10 protein-coding genes and 1 CRISPR repeat array are annotated in these 20,162 nt (G+C 51.5%); of the genes, 1 reads left to right on the top strand and 9 read right to left on the bottom strand.

Going from position 1 to position 20,162, the window contains the following annotated elements:
- Positions 1–369 precede the first annotated feature (369 nt).
- The 9 genes from PG062_RS08970 to cas3 all read right to left on the bottom strand — a co-directional run bounded on the left by PG062_RS08970 (position 370) and on the right by cas3 (position 18,026).
- Positions 370–2,886 carry a heavy metal translocating P-type ATPase gene (locus PG062_RS08970; protein WP_270752038.1) on the bottom strand — a complete coding sequence of 839 codons (2,517 nt, stop codon included), beginning with the start codon at positions 2,884–2,886 and terminating at the stop codon, positions 370–372.
- A 718-nt stretch (positions 2,887–3,604) separates the two neighbouring features.
- Positions 3,605–3,925 (bottom strand): metal-sensing transcriptional repressor, encoded by a 321-nt coding sequence (locus PG062_RS08965; RefSeq protein WP_270752037.1) that lies wholly within the window; start codon positions 3,923–3,925, stop codon positions 3,605–3,607.
- A 206-nt stretch (positions 3,926–4,131) separates the two neighbouring features.
- Positions 4,132–10,197: a CRISPR direct-repeat array (repeat unit 33 nt; unit sequence ATTTCTATCCACGCTCTCCTTGCGGAGAGCGAC).
- A gap of 170 nt (positions 10,198–10,367) precedes the next feature.
- Positions 10,368–10,658 (bottom strand): CRISPR-associated endonuclease Cas2, encoded by a 291-nt coding sequence (gene cas2, locus PG062_RS08960; RefSeq protein WP_270752035.1) that lies wholly within the window; start codon positions 10,656–10,658, stop codon positions 10,368–10,370.
- A 9-nt stretch (positions 10,659–10,667) separates the two neighbouring features.
- Positions 10,668–11,699, bottom strand: coding sequence for a type I-C CRISPR-associated endonuclease Cas1c (cas1c, locus tag PG062_RS08955; protein ID WP_270752034.1), 1,032 nt, complete (start codon positions 11,697–11,699; stop codon positions 10,668–10,670).
- On the bottom strand, positions 11,696–12,358 hold the full coding sequence (cas4, locus tag PG062_RS08950) for a CRISPR-associated protein Cas4 (RefSeq protein ID WP_270752033.1): 663 nt from the start codon (positions 12,356–12,358) through the stop codon (positions 11,696–11,698). The genes cas1c and cas4 overlap by 4 nt, the downstream gene beginning before the upstream one ends.
- Positions 12,358–13,254 (bottom strand): type I-C CRISPR-associated protein Cas7/Csd2, encoded by an 897-nt coding sequence (cas7c, locus tag PG062_RS08945; protein ID WP_270752032.1) that lies wholly within the window; start codon positions 13,252–13,254, stop codon positions 12,358–12,360. Before cas7c ends, cas4 begins: the two co-directional genes overlap by 1 nt.
- A 2-nt stretch (positions 13,255–13,256) precedes the next feature.
- The gene (gene cas8c / locus PG062_RS08940; RefSeq protein WP_270752031.1) at positions 13,257–14,993 is read right to left on the bottom strand and encodes a type I-C CRISPR-associated protein Cas8c/Csd1; all 1,737 of its coding nucleotides are present in this window, start codon (positions 14,991–14,993) and stop codon (positions 13,257–13,259) included.
- Positions 14,990–15,634, bottom strand: a complete 645-nt coding sequence (gene cas5c, locus PG062_RS08935) for a type I-C CRISPR-associated protein Cas5c (RefSeq protein ID WP_408611408.1) — start codon at positions 15,632–15,634, stop codon at positions 14,990–14,992. The genes cas8c and cas5c overlap by 4 nt, the downstream gene beginning before the upstream one ends.
- Before the next feature lie 238 nt (positions 15,635–15,872).
- Positions 15,873–18,026 carry a CRISPR-associated helicase Cas3' gene (gene cas3, locus PG062_RS08930; protein WP_270752029.1) on the bottom strand — a complete coding sequence of 718 codons (2,154 nt, stop codon included), beginning with the start codon at positions 18,024–18,026 and terminating at the stop codon, positions 15,873–15,875.
- A 242-nt stretch (positions 18,027–18,268) separates the two neighbouring features.
- On the opposite strand from cas3, the gene PG062_RS08925 reads away from it, so the two are divergent.
- Positions 18,269–19,594: an SH3 domain-containing protein gene (locus PG062_RS08925; protein WP_270752028.1), complete on the top strand. Its 1,326-nt coding sequence runs from the start codon at positions 18,269–18,271 to the stop codon at positions 19,592–19,594.
- Positions 19,595–20,162: the final 568 nt, after the last annotated feature.

Genomic DNA, 20,162 nt, shown 5'->3' with positions numbered 1-20,162 from the left:
CCCCTCGCACTCTGCGACCGCTGCCCCTGCTTCGGTTCGCTGTTTCCGCCACTGGCGGCGCTCACCTTTGCAGCATCCAGTATTATCTGCGCTTTTGGCTTGGCATCTGCCGCACCTCGCTCGCCGTATCGGCACTTAGAATTATGCGGTATTGCCATAATATTATCCACTATAGTGCAAGTGCAACTGGCCAAATCATATTGTTTTGTTATACTTCTGTTATGATTTTCGCACATAATATTAGAATGCTTATCAAAATGTTTTTTCAGCTTTTCTGTTTTACCGCGGGGCCACAACAAAAAAGTGCCCGCCTGCTGCAAGGCAGCGTGCGGGCGCTTTCATGCTTATTCCTTTGCTTTTGAGCCGGGATTATTCAATGCCGGTCACGGTATAATCTTTGTCCTCAACGGCTTTTTTCAGCACAGTGTCATCCACCGGCTTATCCAGCGTTACAACAGCGGTACCGGCGGTGTGGCTTACTTCGGCGGCGGAAACACCGTCCAGCGCTTCCAGTGCCTTTTTCACGGTTGCTTCGCAATGGCCGCACATCATGCCTTCAATTTTAATGGTCTTATTCATGGTCGTGTTCTCCTTTTTGCTTGTTTTGTGTGCTTTGCGTTTATGGTCATGTTTGGTGCTGCGAATATCGAACAGGTTCAGCCGCAGTGCGTTGGAAACCACGCAGAAGCTGGACAGGCTCATGGCCGCAGCGCCGTACATCGGGTTCATCTGCCAGTGCAGCAGCGGGATAAAGACACCTGCCGCCAGGGGGATGCCCAACACATTGTAGGCAAAGGCCCAGAACAGGTTTTCGTGGATATTGTGCAGAGTAGCGCGGCTCAGGCGGATGGCGGCGGGCACATCGCTCAGGCGGCTCTTCATCAGCACAACGTCAGCGGCGTCAATCGCAACATCCGTACCGGCGCCAATGGCAATACCGACATCCGCGCGGGTCAGGGCCGGTGCATCGTTGATGCCATCGCCCACCATGGCCACGCGGCCCTTGTTTTTCAGGCTGCGGATCACAGCTTCCTTGCCATCGGGCAGCACACCGGCAATCACTTCATCCACACCGGCCTGTGCACCAATGGCTTTGGCGGTGCGTTCGTTATCGCCGGTCAGCATCACAACACGTATGCCCATGCCCTGCAGTTCACGCACAGCCTGCGGGCTGTCCTCCTTGATGACGTCCGCCACCGCGATAACGCCCTGCATGGTGCCATCCTTGGCAAAGAACAGCGGGGTCTTGCCCTGGGCGGCCAGTGCTTCGGCGCTGGATGCCATCTTTTGCGGCACCGCCACGCCAAGGGTCTGCATCAGCTTGGCGTTGCCGCCGTACAGGGTACTGCCGTTCAGCACAGCTGTCAGGCCGTTGCCGGGCAGAGCCTGGAAATCTGCCACCTCGGCGGGGGGCAGGTTATCCTCCTGCGCCTTTTGCAACACAGCGCGGGCCAGCGGGTGTTCACTCTTCTGCTCCAAGGCAGCGGCAAGGCTCATCAGTACCTGCTCCGTCACACCGTCTGCGGGCAGGATATCCGTCACGCGCGGCTCGCCGCTGGTGATGGTGCCAGTTTTATCCAGGGCAACGATCTCGGTTTTACCGGTCTGCTCCAGCGAAACCGCGGTTTTGAAGAGAATGCCGTTTTTAGCGCCCACACCATTGCCAACCATAATGGCAACCGGCGTTGCCAGGCCCAGCGCGCAGGGGCAGCTGATGACCAGCACTGAAATACCGCGGGCCAAGGCAAAACCGACCGTCTGCCCTGCCAGCAGCCAGACAATGGTGGTGATGACCGCCAAGGTGATGACGGTCGGCACAAACACACCGGAGACGCGGTCTGCAATTTTGGCAATGGGTGCCTTGGTGGCTGCGGCATCGCTGACCATCTGGATGATCTGAGCCAGCGTGGTATCCTGACCCACGCGGGTGGCACGGCAGCGCAAAAAGCCGGATTGGTTCAGGGTTGCGGCGCTCACGCTGTCGCCTTCGGCCTTATCCACCGGGATGCTCTCACCGGTCAGGGCCGATTCGTTCACCGCGCTGCTGCCTTCCAGCACCACGCCGTCAACGGGGATATTCTCGCCGGGACGCACCACAAACACATCGCCCTGCTGCACCTGTTCGATGGGAACGGTAACTTCCGCCCCATTGCGCAGCAGCGTTGCGGTTTTGGGGGCCAGGTTCATCAGGCCTTTCAGGGCATCGGTGGTCTTGCCCTTGGAGCGAGCTTCCAACGTTTTGCCCACCGTGATCAGGGTCAGGATGGTTGCGGCGGATTCAAAATAAAACTCCTCCATATAGCCCATCACGGCCATGGCATCCCCCTGCACCTGGGCCACCGTCATGGCAAACAGAGCGTAAGTGCTGTAGCCAAAGGCCGCGGTAGCGCCAAGGGATACCAGGGTATCCATATTGGGGGCACGGTTCCACAGCGCCTTAAAGCCGCTGATAAAGAACTTTTGGTTGATGACCATGATGATAATGGTGAGCAGCATCTGTAAAATACCCATTGCCACATGGTTGCCCTGCATAAAGCCCGGCAGCGGCCAGTTCCATAGCATGTGCCCCATGGAGAAGTACATCAGCACCACCCAGAAGATCAGCGAGGCAATCAGGCGGCGTTTGAGGCGCGGGGTCTCGGTATCTTTTAAGGCATCTGCTGACGGCGCGGCGGACTGGGCGGCAGCGTTTTTAGGGCTTGCGCCATAGCCTGCGGCTTCCACTGCGGCCACAATATCTGCCGGAGCGGCGGTGCCCTCCACACCCATTGAGTTGGTCAGCAGGCTGACCGAGCAGGATGTTACGCCCGGCACTTTGCTGACGGCTTTTTCCACCCGGGCACTGCACGCGGCGCAGCTCATCCCGGTTACGTTATATTGTTCCACTTCTTTCCTCCGGTTTCCTCTCTTTTGCGGTAGTGATTCTATAATTCCTGTGTGATGATTGGTGAGTGGTTTCGCTTTGGTGTTTGAACACGGGTTGTTGATGTTTGAGTTGTTTCTATGGCAATACCGCATAATTCTAAGTGCCGATACGGCGAGCGAGGTGCGGCAGATGCTAAGCCAAAAGCGCAGATAATACTGGATGCTGCAAAGGTGAGCGCCGCCAGTGGCGGAAACAGCGAACCGAAGCAGGGGCAGCGGTCGCAGAGTGCGAGGGGCTTTTGCCCCCGAAGCACGATGCGGGTACCGCAACCCGACATTATCGAGCATTTTGGCAACGCAGATGCCGTGCCGCAGCTGCCGGAGCGGTGCTTAAGCCGCAAGGCGGGAATTGTGCGGTGTTGCCCTATCCTCACTCCCCTTTTGGTGAGCGGCTAGCCTGCAATTCGACGTATTATTGAGGTTACCATTTCTATCCACACTCTCCTTGCGGAGAGCGATACGTTGGGGGGCAACCAAGGCCGATGCGGCATTTCTATCCACACCCTCTCACAGGGAATGACTGGCATTTATTCATGGCTCTGGTAATGTTACACAAACTTTTACCGATGTTTGTGAACAGAAAAACAATTGTACTGGGCACTGGCATGGCATTTTTGCTGGCTCAAACACTCGTGCATTTATTTCATGTTCTGCTTCTGCTATTTTGTGCAGGCAATGCTTATTTCATCAGTTTCTGCAGCGTTTTCAGCAGCTCATCCACAACTTCGTCATTCCCGGCACGGATATCATCCGCCACACAGGTGCGGATATGGTTTGCCAGCAGCTCACGGTTGAACGCGTTCATCGCCGCCGTTACCGCCGCCGACTGCACCAGAATATCCGGACAATACACTTCGTTTTCCACCATCCCACGGATGCCCCGAATCTGCCCTTCGATCCGGTTCAGTCTGTGGACCAGGCTTTTATACTCTTCTTCACTGCGATGCTTTGTTTTGTGTGCACAGCAGCAACACGGTTCCTTCTCTTCGTTTTCCTGCATTATGTACCCTCCCATCACATGCAAGGTACCCCGGCGGGGTATATTTACTGTATACCCCGCCAGGGTACCTTGTCAAGTAGATAATATAATATTTTTATATTATTTTATGCGAGAGTTTTTTACTATAGCAATTTTTAAAATTAAAGCGGATATCCGCATGAACAAAACCACCCTGAACAGTCAGAAAGAGAAACATTCCATAGCCAATTTCTATCCACGCTCTCCTTGCGGAGAGCGACCCTACACTTTGAGTTTACCGCGCCGGCGCAAAAGTGATTTCTATCCACGCTCTCCTTGCGGAGAGCGACTGCATATCGGCCGGGGTTGTGTTATGATACATAGAATTTCTATCCACGCCCTCCTTGCGGAGAGCGACACGACTAAAGTCGCGGGTCTCCTTGCCCTGATTTATATTTCTATCCACGCCCTCCTTGCGGAGAGCGACGGTTCGTCCGCGGTATTCTCCGGCTGCTGCACCGGGATTTCTATCCACGCTCTCCTTGCGGAGAGCGACGCTGACCGCATTGGTTATGCTGTGCGGCTGCTCTATTTCTATCCACGCTCTCCTTGCGGAGAGCGACCCCAGGAAGTGAGCGTGCGCCGCGGTGTGGCACTATTTCTATCCACGCTCTCCTTGCGGAGAGCGACCTCTTCGCAAAGGCTTTCTGCTTTGCAGCTTTTTCAATTTCTATCCACGCTCTCCTTGCGGAGAGCGACGCATGTGCGTAATACTCTGCAATATTGCGGTAATTATTTCTATCCACGCTCTCCTTGCGGAGAGCGACGGTATCTAATCGCAGTGAGCCATCCTCATGGCGCCATTTCTATCCACGCTCTCCTTGCGGAGAGCGACCTACCACTTTTAACGGTGATTTTAAGGCTGGTCAATTTCTATCCACGCTCTCCTTGCGGAGAGCGACCGCCATTGGCAGATGGGGCACAGGCGCGCGCGACATTTCTATCCACGCTCTCCTTGCGGAGAGCGACCCGCCATTGGCAGACGGGACAGAGCCGGACGCGACATTTCTATCCACGCTCTCCTTGCGGAGAGCGACCTCCTGGGCCGTGATGATGATATGACCCAGCTGGAATTTCTATCCACGCTCTCCTTGCGGAGAGCGACCGGTTGTCGATGTCCGCCGCGCCACTGGCACGGCGGATTTCTATCCACGCTCTCCTTGCGGAGAGCGACCCCCGAAAGGCAGTGACAACACGGGGAAATCACAGGTATTTCTATCCACGCTCTCCTTGCGGAGAGCGACTATTGAGGAGGTTTCCAAATATGTCGTTAAGGATTATTTCTATCCACGCTCTCCTTGCGGAGAGCGACCTCGATGCATTGTGCGCCCGGTGCCCGGGCCTCAAATTTCTATCCACGCTCTCCTTGCGGAGAGCGACCCACAACCTGGAGGAACTGGGTTATCTGCTGATCATTTCTATCCACGCTCTCCTTGCGGAGAGCGACCGGCTGGAAGCGCCCATGACGCTGCCAGATTAGCCCATTTCTATCCACGCTCTCCTTGCGGAGAGCGACTTCGACACGGACGGCAACCCAATCCCCCCCCTGAATTTCTATCCACGCTCTCCTTGCGGAGAGCGACAGACCGGGGCCGACACGGCGGCCAGCAATGCAAGCATTTCTATCCACGCTCTCCTTGCGGAGAGCGACGCTTATCTCCATGTTACTCCCTCACAGATAGTTGAATTTCTATCCACGCTCTCCTTGCGGAGAGCGACTTGCCAACGTTGGCAGTTATGCTGCGCAGATCGTGATTTCTATCCACGCTCTCCTTGCGGAGAGCGACTGAGCATGGATGCCCTGGAAAGCTACCTGATCAACATTTCTATCCACGCTCTCCTTGCGGAGAGCGACCGTCGGCCAGATCGCTTGTGGCGAGCCTATCACGGCAATTTCTATCCACGCTCTCCTTGCGGAGAGCGACTTTTTTTGCGATTTTTAAGCCGCAAATATTGACGTATTTCTATCCACGCTCTCCTTGCGGAGAGCGACGCCATTGGCAGACGGGGCAGAGCCGCACGCGGCAATTTCTATCCACGCTCTCCTTGCGGAGAGCGACTGTGGGTGATACTCCCCCGTGCTGCGGTTGTATGATTTCTATCCACGCTCTCCTTGCGGAGAGCGACCTCACTTTCACCTTTACACTGATCTTATTGTCAGTAATTTCTATCCACGCTCTCCTTGCGGAGAGCGACTTCAAGGCCAATGTCCACCGGGCAAAGAGCCGGTTATTTCTATCCACGCTCTCCTTGCGGAGAGCGACCATTCTGTGCGTCCTTCCAGTTGTCCAGCATACCGATTTCTATCCACGCTCTCCTTGCGGAGAGCGACCGTAATGTACGCCCTGATATTCGCCCACTCGGTGTTATTTCTATCCACGCTCTCCTTGCGGAGAGCGACTACCGGTATCAGAATTACGAGTAACCTCTAACGTGATTTCTATCCACGCTCTCCTTGCGGAGAGCGACGTGCTTAATCCACTCGAAACACTCATAATTTTGATATTTCTATCCACGCTCTCCTTGCGGAGAGCGACAATCGTTATGGCCGTCCTATTGATGTTCAGTTTGTATTTCTATCCACGCTCTCCTTGCGGAGAGCGACTTAATCCTGCCACCAGTTGACACATCATCAGTTAACATTTCTATCCACGCTCTCCTTGCGGAGAGCGACTTGGAGGAGGTAACACTATGAATATTGATGTTACAATTTCTATCCACGCTCTCCTTGCGGAGAGCGACTTAATCCTGCCACCAGTTGACACATCATCAGTTAACATTTCTATCCACGCTCTCCTTGCGGAGAGCGACTTCGCGGTTGGACGCTGAATATTAACGGTCCGATATTTCTATCCACGCTCTCCTTGCGGAGAGCGACTCCGACACAACAAAGAAAAACCAAGACAAACGAATTTCTATCCACGCTCTCCTTGCGGAGAGCGACATGATTGCTTCAGTTGGCTCTCTTGTTATTTTTGAATTTCTATCCACGCTCTCCTTGCGGAGAGCGACCTTGGCAACGTGGTAGCCGGATTACTTATGTTGAATTTCTATCCACGCTCTCCTTGCGGAGAGCGACACTTGAATTGCTCGCGGAAAGGCTTGGCAATGCGTTATTTCTATCCACGCTCTCCTTGCGGAGAGCGACGGCGGCGTTCTGTTAAGCTGTTCCGCCAAAATTATATTTCTATCCACGCTCTCCTTGCGGAGAGCGACTTGACTATTATGTTATACGATTCTAGCGCGCTTATATTTCTATCCACGCTCTCCTTGCGGAGAGCGACCGGTTTCTGTTATCTTGATAAAATAGAAATAACTATTTCTATCCACGCTCTCCTTGCGGAGAGCGACCCCGGAAAAGTCAAAGTAGTAGAGCCGGGGTTCGTATTTCTATCCACGCTCTCCTTGCGGAGAGCGACGGCCAATAGAAGTACCGCAATACCAAATTTTAGATATTTCTATCCACGCTCTCCTTGCGGAGAGCGACCCATTACGATAACTATAACTTGCACTGCGTTGAGATTTCTATCCACGCTCTCCTTGCGGAGAGCGACCCATTACGATAACTATAACTTGCACTGCGTTGAGATTTCTATCCACGCTCTCCTTGCGGAGAGCGACGGGACGTCATCGCGGAAATGACAGACGCCCAGTCCATTTCTATCCACGCTCTCCTTGCGGAGAGCGACCCAATCTTCCGAAAAATCAACACCAAAGGAAGTATTTCTATCCACGCTCTCCTTGCGGAGAGCGACCGCACTGCCACCAGCAGACGGCCTATTTTTTTTATTTCTATCCACGCTCTCCTTGCGGAGAGCGACGCAAATCAAACAAACTTGCCGGGTTGAAATTAGTATTTCTATCCACGCTCTCCTTGCGGAGAGCGACATAATAAGCCCACACAGCGCGCCGGATAGCGGCAATTTCTATCCACGCTCTCCTTGCGGAGAGCGACAAATCAACTCGGCAAGTTAAACAAACTTGCCGAGTATTTCTATCCACGCTCTCCTTGCGGAGAGCGACCCATTACGATAACTATAACTTGCACTGCGTTGAGATTTCTATCCACGCTCTCCTTGCGGAGAGCGACGGCGGCGTTCTGTTAAGCTGTTCCGCCAAAATTATATTTCTATCCACGCTCTCCTTGCGGAGAGCGACAAGCAGTAGACATATCCGAAAGGCGAGAAGCAAGCATTTCTATCCACGCTCTCCTTGCGGAGAGCGACCACAACATGAAAGTGCGGATGATAGGTACCGGTATATTTCTATCCACGCTCTCCTTGCGGAGAGCGACGTCCCCTATTGATGTTTTGGCTGTTTCGGCAATGCCGATTTCTATCCACGCTCTCCTTGCGGAGAGCGACCGCCCCCAGCCCCCCAAGGCAAAAGTTCTATAAAATTTCTATCCACGCTCTCCTTGCGGAGAGCGACGTAATGTATGCCCTCATATTCGCCGGTTCTGTGCTATTTCTATCCACGCTCTCCTTGCGGAGAGCGACCGGAATGAAAAAGTTAAGAATACCCGTGCCGACCTATTTCTATCCACGCTCTCCTTGCGGAGAGCGACCGATGCCAAGCATTAGACATATCAGCCAAACGAATTTCTATCCACGCTCTCCTTGCGGAGAGCGACGATGAGCGGTTTAAGACACAAGTGGGCAAGTTTCTATTTCTATCCACGCTCTCCTTGCGGAGAGCGACTGTCCGTTGTTTTTCTCCTGCTGGCTGTTGGCGTATTTCTATCCACGCTCTCCTTGCGGAGAGCGACCCCGGAAAAGTCAACGTAGTGGATCCGGGATTGGCATTTCTATCCACGCTCTCCTTGCGGAGAGCGACTTCCACTATGACAATTACAATCTGCACTGTGTTATTTCTATCCACGCTCTCCTTGCGGAGAGCGACTTTAGCGCCTAAACAGAATCCGACACAGAAGAGAATTTCTATCCACGCTCTCCTTGCGGAGAGCGACAAATACATCAATCGCAGGCCGAATCACGCCAAACGATTTCTATCCACGCTCTCCTTGCGGAGAGCGACGTTGACTATTATGTTATACGATTCTAGTGCGCTTATATTTCTATCCACGCTCTCCTTGCGGAGAGCGACTTAATGGAGTACGAAGTACCTTCATTTTGATCGTTAATTTCTATCCACGCTCTCCTTGCGGAGAGCGACCAGTAACGAGAGTAGCAAGAACGCCAACGACAGTAATTTCTATCCACGCTCTCCTTGCGGAGAGCGACTGATTAGGGAGCCAGCAACCACCGGGAACGACAAATTTCTATCCACGCTCTCCTTGCGGAGAGCGACGCCAAAAATCCTATGATACGTGTTGATAAGGTACCATTTCTATCCACGCTCTCCTTGCGGAGAGCGACAACGGACATGAGACAACGCCTTGCAAAGCTGGGATTTCTATCCACGCTCTCCTTGCGGAGAGCGACCGATACAGGCAAACATTTTAAAGTTATACAGATATTTCTATCCACGCTCTCCTTGCGGAGAGCGACTACAGATAAACAAAATCCTTGATTTTGCCACCAGAAATTTCTATCCACGCTCTCCTTGCGGAGAGCGACCCCGGCAAAATCAGAATCTTTAACGACATACTTAATTTCTATCCACGCTCTCCTTGCGGAGAGCGACACAAGACCAATACCGGCAGTAACGAGAGTAGCAAATTTCTATCCACGCTCTCCTTGCGGAGAGCGACGCCATCGGTAAACGTCAAATCATCCCCATAAAACAAATTTCTATCCACGCTCTCCTTGCGGAGAGCGACTCTGTGACAAATGGAATTAACTTCTGTGACAAATGATTTCTATCCACGCTCTCCTTGCGGAGAGCGACAATGGTGTTGCTTCTCCCGTTGATGGTTTCATCATTTCTATCCACGCTCTCCTTGCGGAGAGCGACCACACAATCCGTTGCACTTTGCGTCCGTCAAGGGCATTTCTATCCACGCTCTCCTTGCGGAGAGCGACCATTCATTACGACAATTACAATCTGCATTGTGTTATTTCTATCCACGCTCTCCTTGCGGAGAGCGACATCGGAACATTACGAACGGTCAAAGTCAAAAATACATTTCTATCCACGCTCTCCTTGCGGAGAGCGACACACTATGACAACTACAACCTGCACTGCGTGGAAATTTCTATCCACGCTCTCCTTGCGGAGAGCGACAGCCAATCTTCTGTAAAATCAACACCAGAGGAAGCATTTCTATCCACGCTCTCCTTGCGGAGAGCGACAGCAAAAGTGCACAAAACAATGGGGCACTTTTGCACATATGAAACAAATTTTATGGGGATTGCATCTTCATGCTGACAGGCAAGGCTGTATTTTACCCTTTCTGCCCCTGTTTTTTCCATATTTTCTGGTGCGAAGGAACCGGGAATTTTATGATTGCCTTCCCCTCGCACTAAGCAAACAAGATTCCATCCTGATCAAAATCCGGGTGCAGACCCACATGCTCAACTTTGCTTTTGTAATGGTTTCCCAGTTGATAAAAGCGCAGGCTGTCCGATTCCGAATCGATCAGTTCGGTCAATTTTGCTTTGAACATCGTGTATTGCGCGGTATCCAGCAGGCACTCAAATACGGAGTTTTGCACCCGCTGGCCGTAGTCTACACAGACTTTTGCTACTTTGCGCAGCCTGCGACGACCGGCGGCTGTTTCAGTGTTGACATCATAGGTTACAAGCACCAACATAACGGCACCTCACTTCCAGAAAAACGGTGGGTACACTTCCAGGTCGCCGCGCAGAGCACGGGCCAGCAAAAGCGCCTGAACATAGGGCACCAGCCCCCAGGGCAGTTTTTCTTTCAAAAACGGATGGGTGATCTCTTCCTTCTTTTTGTTCTGCCATACGGTCAGGAAAGCTTTGCGGCCATCATCCGTCAGCAGTACGGCACCATTTTCCTGTTTTTGCAGGTGTTTTGCCGTGATGATCTTTTGATTGATGCAGCTGATGACCAGCCGGTCTGCATAAACCGCCCGCAGTTCTTCCATCAGGTCAAGTGCCAGACTTTTGCGGCCGGGGCGCGGGCGGTGCATAAAGCCAACATAAGGGTCCAGGCCCACAGCGGTCAAGGCGGATGCACACTCCCGCGCCAGCATGCTGTAGGCAAACGAAAGCAGCGCATTCACATTGTCCAGCGGTGGACGGCGGCTGCGGCCCTCAAACACAAAATCCTGCTTTTGCTGCAGAATCAGGTCATTCAGGCAGTCAAAGTAGCGCTGGGCTGCCTCGCCTTCCAGGCCGCGCAGCTGTTCCGGATCATCGCTGGTCTGTATCAGCGGCAGCGCGGCGGCCAGCTGGGTGGAGGTGCGTTTCAGTTTTTCGACCGGGACACGCTGGGGATGATCGCGGGTTGCGCGTTCCAGCACCCAGCGTGCGTTATACACTTTACCAAGGATAAAGCTCCGGGCATAGCGACAGCTCTGGGCCATGTCATCCGACACGCGGTACTGCGTCTGACGCAGCAGCACATTGCCGCGTTCTTCCCCCACGGTGCGGGCCTGAAATCTGCCATACGGGTCAAAAAAGCAAAGGTCAATGCCCCGCCGGGCACAAGCTCCCATCAAAGCGGGGCTGGCACCCGCGTAAGTAAAGCAGACGATGCCTTCCAGCGTATGCAGGGCATAGCGGTGGGTTTCCTGTTTATTGCGGGTAACAACAAGGTTTTCGCCATCCAATATCAGGTAAGCGTCCTCATTGATGACAAACAGGGTGTTGAGCAGCTTTCTCATGGCGCGCCCTCCTCAATATGCTCCCGCAGATACGCCGCCGGGTCTGCCTGCTGATACAGCGCCGGCAGGCAAAGCTCTTTCAGTGAGCAGGCATTGCAATGCTTGCCGGGTTTGCTTTTTGGGGTATAGCCGCGCGCAAACAGGCGGTTCATCTCATCCGCCATGGTCTGCGCGGTGCTGCGCAGTTCCGGTGTCATGGAAACATGTTCCCGCTGCCGGGTTTCTTCATAAAAGATTTCCCCTTCCGGCACCTCGCACACCAGCATTTCTTCCAGCGCCATGGCCTGTGCGCAGAGCTGCAAACGGTCGGCATCGTTTACCTTGCTGCGGCCATGCTTATATTCCACGGGTATGGGCTGCCACAGGCCGCGGCGGCCCTGCAATGACACGCCGTTTGGATCCTTGTGAAACTCTACCACATCGCAGTCGCCGGTCAGTTTTAAGCGGTGGCTGACGACCCTCATACCGCGGGCGATCAACAAATCGCCGCGTTTTTCTGTCAGGGTAACATCATGGCAGCGGGTATGCTGCAGGCGGCCTTCGGCGGTGCGTTGGTTTTCGAACCATTGTTGTTCCAGGTGTATGAGCGCCCACTGACGGCGGCAAAAGCTAAAATGCTGGATACCGGACATCAGCAGGTAATCATCTGGGGAAGCCATTACGACAGCCTCTCGCACGTTACCCCTGCGGGAAGATTTTCATCCACCGTTACCACATAGTCATGGTAACTGCGCGGGAAGGCTACCCCTTCGGCACGCGTGACATGCACTGCATCAAACAGTTTATAGGACGGCGCATTGCCCAGCTCCGAATCATGCTTGAACACGATCAGTTCCCGAACTGCCATTTTGCCGCGGGCTGCACTGTGGTCATTTTCAAACATATTCAGGATTGCCTGCCACAGCAGCTGCAGGTCATCCTCTGAGAATCCTGTAGTTTTGCGGGCAAGGTTGGCAGAAATGTAACCCTCTGCACGGTACAAACCATACGGTATCACATACTTGCGGCCCATCTCAGTGTCTTTTCGCTCTGCATCCGCTTCGGTCGTAATGGCAATACGGGTAATGGTCACTTCCTGCGGGAGAACAGGGTCTACCGAGCGTGCAAAGCTCAACTGAACAGGGCCGCGTACCTGCCCGCAATTCAGTGCGCCTTTTACGAAAGTTGTCATAACAGCGCCAAAGGTACGGATATCATAGAAATTTTGGCACATAAAATCCCGGATTTTGCGGTCCAGTTCCGGGTCATCTTTCTTGGCAGCTTTCAGTGCCTCCTTGGAATCTCCTTCAACGCCCAGATATTCCAATGCTTTTTTGTCGCTGCGGTTCAGGGGAACCTGATCTTTAATGTAAATCTGGTATCCTGCTTCATCTTCTTTGGCCACTTCGACATAGTTGCGAATCTTACGCTTCAAGCAGACATCTGTAACAATGCCATATCCCGTTTCCGGGTCAACGCGCGGCATGTTGCCTGCATCCGGATCGCCGTTCGGATTTCCATTTTCAACGTCAAACAGAATTACAAAATCATACCGGTTTTTGATTGCCTGTGCCATTGTTATTCCTCCACTTTCTTTGTATAGCGTTCCTGTGTCTGATGGTAATAGCCAAGGATAAAAGCGCCTTGTTCCGGCAAGGTCAGCCGTGCGGGAAAGCTTCCTTCCAGTTTTCCGCCCGCCAGCGCAGCGATCTGCTTATCGTAATAAATCTTTTGTGGCTTGCTCATTTTTTGCATATGCTTTTGCGCCAGCATCAGAATTGTTGGGAACACAGTGGCCGGCGTGGAAGCCGCTGCATTAAAATACCTGTCCTTGATGGTTGTATTGATATCCGGGTTTACCGCCATCTGGATTGCTTCCAGCACAGCAAAAAGCTGACCCATAACATACGGTTGATAATTTGTTTCCTTGTTATTTTCCACAGTTAATACCTCCTTTGGGCAACGGGGATCTTCATTACGCAGGTAGTATGCTTTTATAATAGCGGCACGGCCGCGTGTTACTTTTTGCTCTGCGCGGATACGCATCATAACGCCATCCAGCAGGGTTGCCGGGTACCTTGTATTATTCAGGATTGCACGCAAGACATCGCCTGCCAGCTGCGGTGCTGCCGATGGGTTGCGGGAATTGGTGTTGACGGTTTCCTGCAGCAGCCAATACACCCCCAGCCGCGGGAATTTATCATAAGCGGGGCGCACAATCTCTAAGCGGTCATAATGCTTCTGCACATTATCAAGCAGCGTTTGAAATGTATCCTGCCAGAAAAAGCGAACCGAGAGGCGCGCCGCATTAGGGGCCAAGCCAAGCACATAAAAGTGCCTTTGTGGGTCAAGTGTCACGTTCTGCCACTCTACACTCTGTCCATGGACCAGCTTGTCCATTGCATTTCGCACATCGCTTTCGCTGACAGGCGCATCCATGGCAAACAATGCATCCATTGCTACCTGCTGGTAGGCGGTCTCACCACCTGCTGCCCAGCAGACAATGGTGGTATCGCCCACGCGCTGAACATGTTCCCTGTCTGCCAGCAGATAGTTTAATGCCTGTGCATAGGCAAAGGCCGCATAACTGCCAACCGGCGCATTGCCCCCCTGTTCATGTCCGTATGAGCAAAAAGCGTCCGCATTAAAAGAAACAATCGATGCGCCGGAAGACTGTGCCCCGGTCACGCCTTTAATCGCCGGGTGCAGGCGGGCAAGCGGTGCCTTTTGCCCTGTAACCAGGCATCGGATTTCCGGTGCATCCGTGTTCTTATCACACTGCCGCTGCCAGGCTTCCTGTATTTCCGGATCGTCCTGAACATAGTTTTCCCGAATCAGAAATACCAGATTGCCACCCTTGTAAAGTTCCTTGAGACTTTGTTCCAGCGCTGGATTCTGCTCCGCCGCCTTGGGGTCCCAGTTTATAAAAAAGTTCCGCACTGCCTGTGCCGCCTGACCGGGAACATTTTGTAAAATGGCAAGATGCAGCTCCTTTGCAGCGGCAAAGCACTGCATTGCACGCTCCGGTTTGCCTTTTCCGTCAATGCCGAGCATGTAAGCACTGTTATCACACAAAAAATTGGCTGCCACACCACTAGAACGTTTAACCTGTTCCGGAACTTGCAGCTGACATGGAGCAAGCACTGTTTTTTTACCGCGCTTTTCCTCTTGCTGCAAGGGGTGCAATGCCATCAGTTGGCCGTTTTCATCCAGTTCCAAAGCCCAACTGACTTTTGCGCTTGTCCAACCGGGGCGCGTGATTTTGCCATTGGCCAGCAAATCTTCATAGTATTGTACCAAAGCCTGTAAAATCATCGGTACACCTCGCAGTCTGCCACATTCAACACACCATGTTCCAATTTTGCATGGAAATACATCGGGGTTATGTTCTGCGGGTCAGTGTAGTCAAAGTCATATAGCATGAATCCCAAATCCCGTGTTTCCTCAATGGTCGGGATTGGCCCGCCGGGCCATGCGCGGAATGCGGCAGGAAATTCACGGCACCCAAAATAAGGAGTATGAAAACACTGGCCCCTGGACATGCGCCGGGTAACAATATCCTGGAACTTTCCCGGATTGTCGCTCGGTGCCGCACGGTCAGTCATCTCAAATTCTGCCTCAATCACATAATGAACGTCCTGCAACACCATGGCTGCACGCTGAACGATCTGCTGGGGCGTGGCAAGGTAAAGCTCTTTCCCTGTTCCCTGCATCGCGCTGCGTACATCGGAACAAAGAATTTTGCTTTTTACTTCGTTCCGACGGATGTTGGTAAAGCGGATTGGGTTCATAACATAGATTTTCCGGATTTTCCACCGTAAGCCAGGGTGGTAATAGATTGCTTCCACTATACCGCGTGCCGCGGAAGGGGTGAGGACTTCATATGAAACCCTTTCGACTTTTAGCTCAGGCCTCGAGAGCAAAGCATAATTCCCCCATACTTCCAGCTGGATCATCTGCATCAACTCCTTTGCATTTCTATTTTCAGTTGTTTTTAATTTATATTTTGCTATAGTTTCAATATACGCTACTTGGCACCAAATGTCAATCCTTTTATCATGTATACTTTTTGTTTGCTTTTCATCCGGTTTTCTTTTATAATAAGTTGCGTCGGCAGCTTATGCCGTGGATAGAAATAGTTGATTTTACTTTAGCGCACAAGAACGGCAGGGCAGGCTCCCTGCCGTTTTTGCTTTATGCAAACCAGGCTGCTCCCGTTTCAGCTTCCATAGCAAGGCCCGTGTTGTTATCGTAAAAGCTTCCGTCCGTTAATTCCCATATGCCTTCACTGATTTGGCAAACCGCCCCGGCATTCTCCAGCGTTTTCAGATGATCCGGGTAAACCGGAACACCATATTGCCCCAGTTGACGGAACAAAGTTTTGCTTACCTCTCCTGCACGCAATCGTGCAAGCAAATGTTCCCCTTTCCCTTGGGGAATGTATACGGTCACGGCAGGTGTTTCAATTAAGCGGAACCTCTCTGCCGCTGTTGCAAAGGGGAAAATGCGCCCTTCCATATCCTGCTCGAACCCTTGCAGAATTTGCTGTTCATCCAGTCTTTTATCTCCTTTTAAGGTACGGTAAAACAGAAAGTATGTTTCGATTGCTTCCAGAGATGCCAGATCTGCATATTTTTTCAGGACGCTTTGCGTTGCGGATACATTCTGTTCCAGCATGCGCGGTACATGCTGCCCTTCCAATGTGAAAATCTGTACCAAGCTCTGCTCCGCCGGGCGTCTTCCCTCTCGATTGCAGCGCCCCGCCGCCTGCAAAATGGAATCCAAACCTGCTTCCTCGCGGTATACAGCCGGGAAATCCACATCAACACCCGCTTCGATCAAAGAAGTTGATATCACACGGCAGGGCAGCCCATCTTTTAAGCGTTCCCGGATTTCCTGCAATAACTGTTTGCGATGGGCTGGGTATAGCAATGTTGTCAGGCAGTAGCTGCCCTCTTTGGGCAGGTTATTGTATAATTCCTGTGCTGTTTTTCTCCGGTTTACAATACACAGCACTTGTTCCTGCGCTGCCAGTTCTGCGCCAAGCTGGCTTTGTTCCAACTCTCCGCGCATTTTTAGCGTTGTACGCCGGAATGCCTGATATTGCTCTTTGGGATGTGGGCAAAGTTCCGTCATCTGCAGCCCAGGCGCCAGTTCATCAAACAAGGGCTGCAAAGCTGGTTGTGTGGCCGTGCAAAGCACCGCTGCTGCGCGGTAATGCTGTACCAGCTGCGCGATTGCCGCAACGCAAGGGCGCAAATAAGGAACCGGCAGGTTTTGTGCTTCGTCAAAAATGACCACGCTATTTGCAATGTTATGTAATTTACGGCATTGTGACGCATGGTTGCCGTAAAGTGATTCAAAGAATTGCACGGATGTGGTAACCACCACCGGAGCATCCCAGTTTTCCGCCGCCAATGCTTTGCGGTAGGCTGCCGGCTCATCATCTTCCTTGGCAGAGTAGTCCACCCCTGAATGGTGTTCCAAAACATTTTCTGCTCCTAATATTTCCGAAAACACATCCGCGGTCTGGTCAATAATGGATGTATAAGGGATCACATAAATAACCCGGTCCATATGGTTCTTTACAGCTAGCGAAAGCGCAAATGCCAATGACGCTACCGTTTTTCCCCCGCCTGTAGGAACGGTCAGGGAATAAAGGCCGCGCCGCCCTGTTTGCCCTGCCGTTGTACAGGCACTCAAAATTGAACTGCGGCGCTGATTCAAGTTTCCCTGGGGATGGCTCCATTTTGCGGTATATTGGTTCAACCTTTTCAGCAGTTCATCCATTGTCTGGCCTTGTCCGCGCGGTTTAGGGCTGCTCATAAAGTTTTCCGTATCCAGATAGTCCGCATCGACCAGGCAGGAATACAACATCCGGGTATAAAATGCCTGTGTAAAACGATTTTCCTTCATCATTTCCGGCTGGGGCGGTATGGACGGCAGTTTAATCTCATTCGTCCATTGGGTATAGGGTTCAACGCTCTTTTTCAATCGCCCAAACATTGTCGCATCCTGCGCGGTATCGCTTCGGCCTCCTCCATCCGGCAGACCGCTATGGTGTCCCGCAATAGCAAAAGCCAGTGGGATTTGACCATATCGGGCAGCCACCTGTGCACCAGCCGTTGAGTGATCCACTTTCTCTCCACCTTGCAGGCGCTTTTGAAACTTTGTACTATATTTACCAATATCATGCAGTAACCCAAGCCAAGTTCCCTGTTGCTGGGCATCAAAGGCTGCTGCAAATTGCCCACATAGGACTGCCGTTCCCTGCAAATGGTCCGCTACCGTTTGGACGCGGGTTCCGTCTTCACTGATATGAGCCAGCATCTTTTTCTCCTGGTGCATAATCAAACTCCCTTCTGTTTTGCTTTTTTCTATTATAGCAGATCACTCATCCCATAATTCGGACTTTCACTCCAGTTCTGCAATCTTTGTCATACTATCCAAATTTATCCATGTAGAATTGTTAGCTATTCCCATTAGCAGATATTTTTGATAAAATAAGATATTATAGGGTTTATGAATTCACTTTCTTATATTACTTCTTCATCTTACCGAAAAATCATTTACGCAAGGAGTGAAAAGCCATGAAAAGGAAGTTATTCTCATTTTCCGCCAGTGTTATCACCGCAATAATGCTTACCGCTTGTGCTGCAGCGCCAGAAAATAAACCTGCTTCCTCCGCTGCTCTTTCCCCGACCAGTGAACCTGTTGCCACAGCTATACCATCCACTAGCAATGCCAACTGGAAGTTACCGCCGCAATATGATTTTGACGAGATGATTCCTCTCTTCTCCCGCGAAACCCACACTGCCGGTTACGCCGCTGCCCGAAATCTGTACGCTGTGCGCAAGGGCGAACGCTGGAGCCTGTTTAATGCTGCCAACTGTAATGCTTTTCTGGAAGATTTGTCAGAAAGCATCCCGTACCTGTATGGTGAGCAGGAGCTCTCCATTGGGGTAGATGATACATACGATTACCAGAAGCTGAATGCCCTGGAAGAACAGATTAACCAGGAGCTGGTTGCCCAACAAATGCCTTTTACAACCATGCTGGGCGGGCACGGCGGGTATGGCATCCAGTGGATTTTAGGTGACAGCCAGATTTACCGTTCTGCTATTGGTGTCTATACATTTAGTGGCACGCCCATCGAACAGGTGTATGCTCCTGATTTGGTTGGCATCCAGCAAGGCATTTGGGATGATGAATATGCCGGTTATCTTGTTGACAATTCTGCACCTTTTGCCGTTGCGGATAAAAACGGTACAATTTTAACCGATTTCGACTACCAGGATGCTTGCATGGCCGGTGAATCTTTAATCGCGGTAAAGGATGCAGCCGGTAACTGGGGATATTGCGACCAAAGCGGTACTTTAGTAATCCCCTGCATTTATCAGCCGCAGATGAGTTTGTCCATCATGAACGAAACTGTTGAATATCCTTACGCAGACTTATCTGGCATGGTAGTTGTGAAAAATCAATCCGGACAAAAGCTAGTTCTGGATGTTTACGGCAATGAGATAATTTCCGCTGGGCAATATGAAGATTTAGCCCCCGCGCGCGATAGCTGCGTATGGGCAAAACAGAATGGCCTTTGGGGCTTGCTGCAAGTACAGGATTATACCGAAAACAATGCCAACGTTATTCTGCCGGATGGATGCGTTGCACCAGATGTAACGCTTAGCCGAATTGATAGCCTTTGTACCTACACCACTGCTGATCATGGGCTGGTTATGCGTAAAGGTCCCGGTACAAATTATGAAAAAATGGATAATATCCCCTACGGTATCATCGTATGGGAATGCGGCTATAGCAGCAATGTGCCTGACTGGGTTGTTGTATATTACAGTGGGATTTATGGTTGGGTCAGTGATGAATACTTGGCTACCACTATTTATTCCACCAGTAAATAATAAATAAAAAAGCAGGTGTTCATGTAGAAACGATATCGTCCTCCACGTGAATACCTGCTTTTTATAGCTTCTTCTATTATATCTGTTCTGTGCCGCTATTTGTCTCTGTATGAAATAAATAGCCGCTATATGCATTTGAATGAAGTGTTCTGTTTGTTTGCTTTTTTACCTAAAAGAATCGCGTAGGAGGCTCTCTTAACTAAAGAGCCGACCTCTCACACCACCGTGCGTACCGACCGGTACACGGCGGTTCAACCGCATAAGTGCAAGGACTCGTAGTAGCGCCTGAGGATACTAAAATATCCTGCTTCTGCGAGTCTTTCGTTTGCAATGGAACCTTTTAATACAGGACTACCGGCGATACGCCAATAACCCAGTCTGGAATTGCCCCACTGGTACTATTCCAAAATTCTTCGTTTGAGTTTCATTACTCATCGATATAATCTTTATCGAACCACTCGCCTAGCGAGTGGTTTTAGATATATAAAAAAGCACCTTAGCTTACGCTAAAGTGCTCTTCCTGGTGACCCGTGCGGGAATCGAACCCACGTTAACGGCGTGAGAGGCC

Source organism: Gemmiger qucibialis (assembly GCF_027689445.1).
GTDB lineage: Bacteria > Bacillota > Clostridia > Oscillospirales > Ruminococcaceae > Gemmiger > Gemmiger qucibialis.
Note: the sequence above shows the minus strand (reverse complement) of the source record. Positions and strands in the feature narration are given on the sequence as shown.